The organism is Succinivibrio sp., assembly GCF_045124615.1.
GTDB classification, from domain to species: Bacteria; Pseudomonadota; Gammaproteobacteria; order Enterobacterales; family Succinivibrionaceae; genus Succinivibrio; species Succinivibrio faecicola.
The window spans coordinates 1-4,872 of the sequence record NZ_JBGVMC010000078.1; the positions used below are offsets into that span (position 1 = coordinate 1).

The window sequence follows — 4,872 nt, forward strand, 5'->3', positions numbered from 1 at the left end:
GATCCTAATGACTATCCAGATAGCAGACACTTTGCTGCATTTGTAGGCTTTGCTCCAAAAGTAACAGGTAGTGGAGGAAAAGTAAGCGTCGGCGGAACTCGAAAAAGCGGAAATCGCATTTTAAAAAGAGTCTTGTATATGTGTGCAATTTCAAGATATGGACAAACCAAGAAATATGATCCTGAAAGAACCTCTAAGGTTGCAACTTTAATTGATAATGAAGATGTTTCTAATAAGAGAATTGTCTGTTCAATTGCCAACCGTATGGCAAGAGTAGCATGGACCATAGCAAAGCATGGAGAAAAGTTTGACGGTAAGAAATGTAGATTACTAGAGCTGTAAGTAATTACAGGTTAACAAGTTCATAAAATATGAATCTGAAAAGACGAAGCTGATAAGTCAGAGGGCTTTAACTGTTCCTTGCTCTGACTAAACAGCAACGGCTGTGTAGGGATAAGAATGCTTGATTTTCTGAGTACAACTCCATCATCGAATTATCCCTCTATCCTTACACAGAAAGCATTTATGGAAAAGAATGTGTTTATTTCTGAGCTTAAAGCTCCAGTCTTGAATTATTCCTCTTTCCATAAGTTACCGTTATCGTACATTATTTTGAAACGTTAGTATCAGGAACTAAGCTGATATGAGGATTTCTTATATAGAGGTGGGCGTTAAGTTCAGATTTGATAAAGAGGTTGTCTTTTTATTAAAGGATAACCTCTTTTCTTTTATAATTCACAAAATAAATCAATAAAGCGTCATCGTAGAAACGAGCGCATACGGAATTTATAAAAGCCTTATTACTGAGCTAGAAAATATACCAGTAAGAAGGTTACCAAACATGACTAAACGTCCTAGAGAGGTTATCCAACATGAATTTTACAAATCCAAGAGCAGAAAAATCAAGAAGTCAGAGCAAAAATAATCAGGAACCCCAATTTCGTATTTCCTATACAGCTACAGGACAGGAGTTAATCTATGGTTATGTACCTGTGGGTATTGATTTAGCCGGTAGAAAGTTTCAGGTATGTTTTTATAATGAAGATAACGAGCTTGTTAACACAACCTTTGATATATATGCGTTAAGACGATTTATTGCATCCACTCATCAAAAACTGCTGATTTCTATGGAAGGATGTACAGGTTCATCCTATTGGGCTAAATATGCTATTGCTCACGGACATAAGGCAGTAGTTCTAGATGCTAGAGCAATCAAGAACAGAAAAGCTCAGAAAGATGATTTTAATGATGCCTTCTTTATTCGAGAAGCTTTATTTACCCATCATCAGACCTGTCGTATCAGGACTCAGGAAGAAATCGATTTAAAGACATTTTATGTTCAAAGGGAACAATACATAAAAAGCTTAAATGCAGTCTGCTCTAATGTAAGACAGAGACTGATTGCTGCTGGAGCATATGAGCATGTTGTAACTGGGGCTGACTCTGCACTTTTAGCTATCAAGTATTATAAGAAACAAATCAATAACAAAGCAGATGTTGGTAGCAGTTCATTAACTTTAAAAACTCTCGATAGTTTTGTTGAGGACATAAACTACCTAACTCAAAAGATTGACCGTATCAATCAGGACATTATTGATGCAAAAGCAAGAGAGTCACAAGTTGCAAATCAGTTAATGACCATACCAGGTATTGGACCTCAGTTAGCACTTCTACTGTCATTAGACATATCTGATATCAGCAGATTTAAAACAGCCAGAGCTCTACAGGCATACTTTGGTCTGTTTACTGCTCATTCTGGCAGTGGTGGTAAGATTGAAATGGGAAAGATGTCTCGTAACGGTGATCCTGTGGTTAAGAGAATGCTTTACCAGGCTGTTCTTACTTTATTACACTGTGGTAATAAGCTTCAAATATCTCCACGCTCAGAATATATCCAAAGAATGTATTCAAGAAATACAGTTGCCTTTAAACGTGGAGTTATCAGCATATGTGCCAAAATCATAAGAGTTGTCTTTGGAGTTCTCCATCATGGCACTGCTTATGATCCACAAATAGATGACTCACTTGGAAATAAGAAAGCAAGAATTCATGCTTACTCAAACAGATGCTTAACCAAAGTAAGTGCTGATGCCCTGCTTCAAGAACTGTATGGTTATACCGAAGCTACTTTAGATTAAGCTCCAATAAAAACAAAGGATTTAAACAACTTTTAACTTTTTACAAAGTATGCAGTAACTCTCTCAAAGCACCGATACCTTATATTTCTCCAAGATGCATTACCAATAATAGCAGTGCTAAGTCACATGCTTCTAATAGAATTTGGCACTGGAGTTCAAGATACATCATTTGATCTAACATATAGAAATAGCAGCAAAGACTGACTCATGATCATAGAAACTTTAAACAAAGAATGGTCAACCTGAGATTTGAGACTGTATAGCTTTAATTGAAGGAACACTTTATAGGTTAGGACTTTCTTTTTAGCTGAACTTAAAATAAATGTGGATTAGGTTCCACGAAATATTTTTTACCCAAAATAACCTGATAAGAAATAATATAAATCCTATATAATAAAGGAGTTAGCAAAGAATTGTCAGATATAATATGGCGACAAAAATAATTCAAAAAGATGTTGACTTCCACGATGTCACCATATAGTAGGCAAATCTTCTGACTCCAAAAGACTTTCGACAATAAGTAAAAAACTTATTGTTTGCTTTTAGCTCTATAATCTGTCCTACAATCATTCTTTCTATTACCTGTCAGTTTCTGCTGCTTCTTTTATTCTATCTAATAATTTTTGGTTCTTTTTACTTCTGCTGCCGTACAACCTTGCTGAAAACACTGTTATGATTTCAAGAACATCTTTTGCTAAATCCTCTTCAAAACTTGGCTTATCTTCTCCTCGATTAATAATAACCACCTCTACACCTTTAGCTTCGCAAATTGAGAATATAAGCTCTGCTCCAAATCTTAGTAATCTATCCTTGTGCGTCAATACCAGTCTTTTCACTTCATTATTTAAAATCTTATTGATTAAAGATGTCAGCCCCTTCTTATAATAATTCATTCCTGATCCTAGATCAGTTATCATTTCAAACTGATATCCATGCTCAGCACAGTATAATTCAAGAACCTGAGCCTGTCTTTTTAAATCATCTTTCTGATCGTGACTGCTTACTCTAGCATAAGCGACTGTATATCTGTTATCACTTTGAACTGGTATTTCTTTTCCAGATAATTGAAGAATATGTTCAAGGTTGTATCGTCTTGTACCACCTGGAGAAATACTGTCAGGTTTTAATTTACCTGACTTTTCCCAATTTCTTAACGTCTGAACATGAACACCTAATAATTTTGCTGCTTGTCCTATTGAAATAATCTTATTCATAAGTCTAAATCTAAAAATAATTATTTAGATATTATAAACTATTTATATGTTTAATTAAACTGTTATTTACCCCTACTCCATCTGCATACACAGGCTAACCGTGAACTTCCATACGACAAAATCGATATGGACTTTATGAACTTAAATCAGGCAGCTCATGGTGATAGAGAATATGGTTTTATCCTCTCAAGAATGAGAATACCTCATCAGGTATTAGCAGGTTATTATGAGAATGATGACGTAGTTGAAGGAATCAAACAGTTCATTGACGTTGCAAAAGCTATTGCATTCTCACGTAGCTTGAAGGTAGCTTCTTTTGGTAACAATATGAGAGAGGTTGCTGTGACCGATGGCGATCGTGTAGAGTCTCAGATTAAGTACGGTTGGGAGTGCAATTACTATGCACTAGGCGATCTTGTAAAGATTATTAACAATGTATCAGAAAGTGAAATTGATGCAAAGATGACTGAATACCAGTCAAAATATGAACTCAAGACTGATAACATCAAAGCTGTAAGAGAACAGGCAAAATATCAGATTGGTCTTGAAAAATTCCTGAAAGATAATGGCATAGGTGCTTTTGCAGATACATTCCAGGATCTGTATGGATTAAAGCAGTTACCAGGTCTTGCTGTACAGGATCTTAATGCAAAGGGAATCGGATTCGGTCCTGAAGGTGATTATAAGATTGCAGCACTTGCAGCTGTTCTTATGAAGATGTCTGAGGGCAGAAAGGGTGCAACAGGCTTTATTGAAGATTACACTTACGATCTAACTCAAGGAAAAGAGCTTGAACTTGCATCTCACATGCTTGAGGTTCCTGTTACTTTTGCTGCAACAAAACCTGAAATTCATGTAATGCCACTTGGAATTGGTGGAAAAGAAGCTCCTGTAAGACTGATTTTTGATGGTGTTGAAGGTGATGGTATTCAAGTAACAATGGTTGACATGGGAGATCATTACAGAATCATCTGTGCTGATATTGAACTTGTAAAACAGCCAAAACCAATGCCAAATTTACCAGTTGCAAGAATCATGTACAGACATAAGCCAAACTTTAAGATTGGTACTGAAGGCTGGTGTATTGCAGGTGGTGCACATCACAGTGTAGTATCCACTGCTCTTACAAGAGAAGATATTGCTCTATTTGCAATGCTAACTGGTACTGAACTTATCTACATTGGTGAAGAAACTACAAAAGCAGATCTAAATGCACTTATGATGAAAAAATACTAATTAGTCATTTCTTATCTCAAATCATCGTCATACATTTCTATGGCGATGATTTTTTATTTTTTCAAAATAAGTCTTCTTCAACAGAATATAGAGTACAGTAAGCAAAAAACCGCAATCAAATGATTGCGGTTTCTCTAAAAGGGATGCCTGGCAGTGACCTACTCTCACACAAACGTACGTTGCACTACCATCGGCGTAACTGCATTTCACTTCTGTGTTCGGAATGGGAACAGGTGGTTCTACAGCACTATGGCCGCCAGGCAAATTGGGTATAAAACATAAAT

4 protein-coding genes, 1 rRNA gene and 1 pseudogene are annotated in these 4,872 nt (G+C 36.0%); 4 read left to right on the forward strand and 2 right to left on the reverse strand.

Going from position 1 to position 4,872, the window contains the following annotated elements:
* The coding region (locus ACJML3_RS02090; protein ID WP_406020192.1) for a transposase at nucleotides 1-342 on the forward strand (342 nt) is incomplete at its 5' end.
* A 530-nt stretch (nucleotides 343-872) separates the two neighbouring features.
* Nucleotides 873-2,138, forward strand: a complete 1,266-nt coding sequence (locus ACJML3_RS02095) for an IS110 family transposase (RefSeq protein WP_406018426.1) — start codon at nucleotides 873-875, stop codon at nucleotides 2,136-2,138.
* A gap of 578 nt (nucleotides 2,139-2,716) precedes the next feature.
* Here ACJML3_RS02095 and ACJML3_RS02100 read toward each other — a convergent pair.
* The gene (locus ACJML3_RS02100; RefSeq protein WP_406020194.1) at nucleotides 2,717-3,352 is read right to left on the reverse strand and encodes an IS607 family transposase; all 636 of its coding nucleotides are present in this window, start codon (nucleotides 3,350-3,352) and stop codon (nucleotides 2,717-2,719) included.
* Between the two features lie 78 nt (nucleotides 3,353-3,430).
* On the opposite strand from ACJML3_RS02100, the pseudogene ACJML3_RS02105 reads away from it, so the two are divergent.
* A pseudogene (locus ACJML3_RS02105) lies at nucleotides 3,431-4,171 on the forward strand (L-arabinose isomerase); the annotation flags it as partial.
* A complete protein-coding gene (locus ACJML3_RS02110) occupies nucleotides 4,160-4,588 on the forward strand; it encodes a hypothetical protein (RefSeq protein WP_406020196.1) in 429 nt (142 codons plus the stop codon). The pseudogene ACJML3_RS02105 and the gene ACJML3_RS02110, both read left to right, overlap by 12 nt.
* Before the next feature lie 145 nt (nucleotides 4,589-4,733).
* Here ACJML3_RS02110 and rrf read toward each other — a convergent pair.
* A 5S ribosomal RNA gene (gene rrf, locus ACJML3_RS02115) occupies nucleotides 4,734-4,849 on the reverse strand.
* Nucleotides 4,850-4,872: the final 23 nt, after the last annotated feature.

Coding starts and splice junctions, on each gene's coding strand:
- ACJML3_RS02095 (WP_406018426.1), top strand. CDS start 873: ATGAATTTTACAAATCCAAGAGCAGAAAAATCAAGAAGTCAGAGCAAA.
- ACJML3_RS02100 (WP_406020194.1), bottom strand. CDS start 3,352: ATGAATAAGATTATTTCAATAGGACAAGCAGCAAAATTATTAGGTGTT.
- ACJML3_RS02110 (WP_406020196.1), top strand. CDS start 4,160: ATGCTTGAGGTTCCTGTTACTTTTGCTGCAACAAAACCTGAAATTCAT.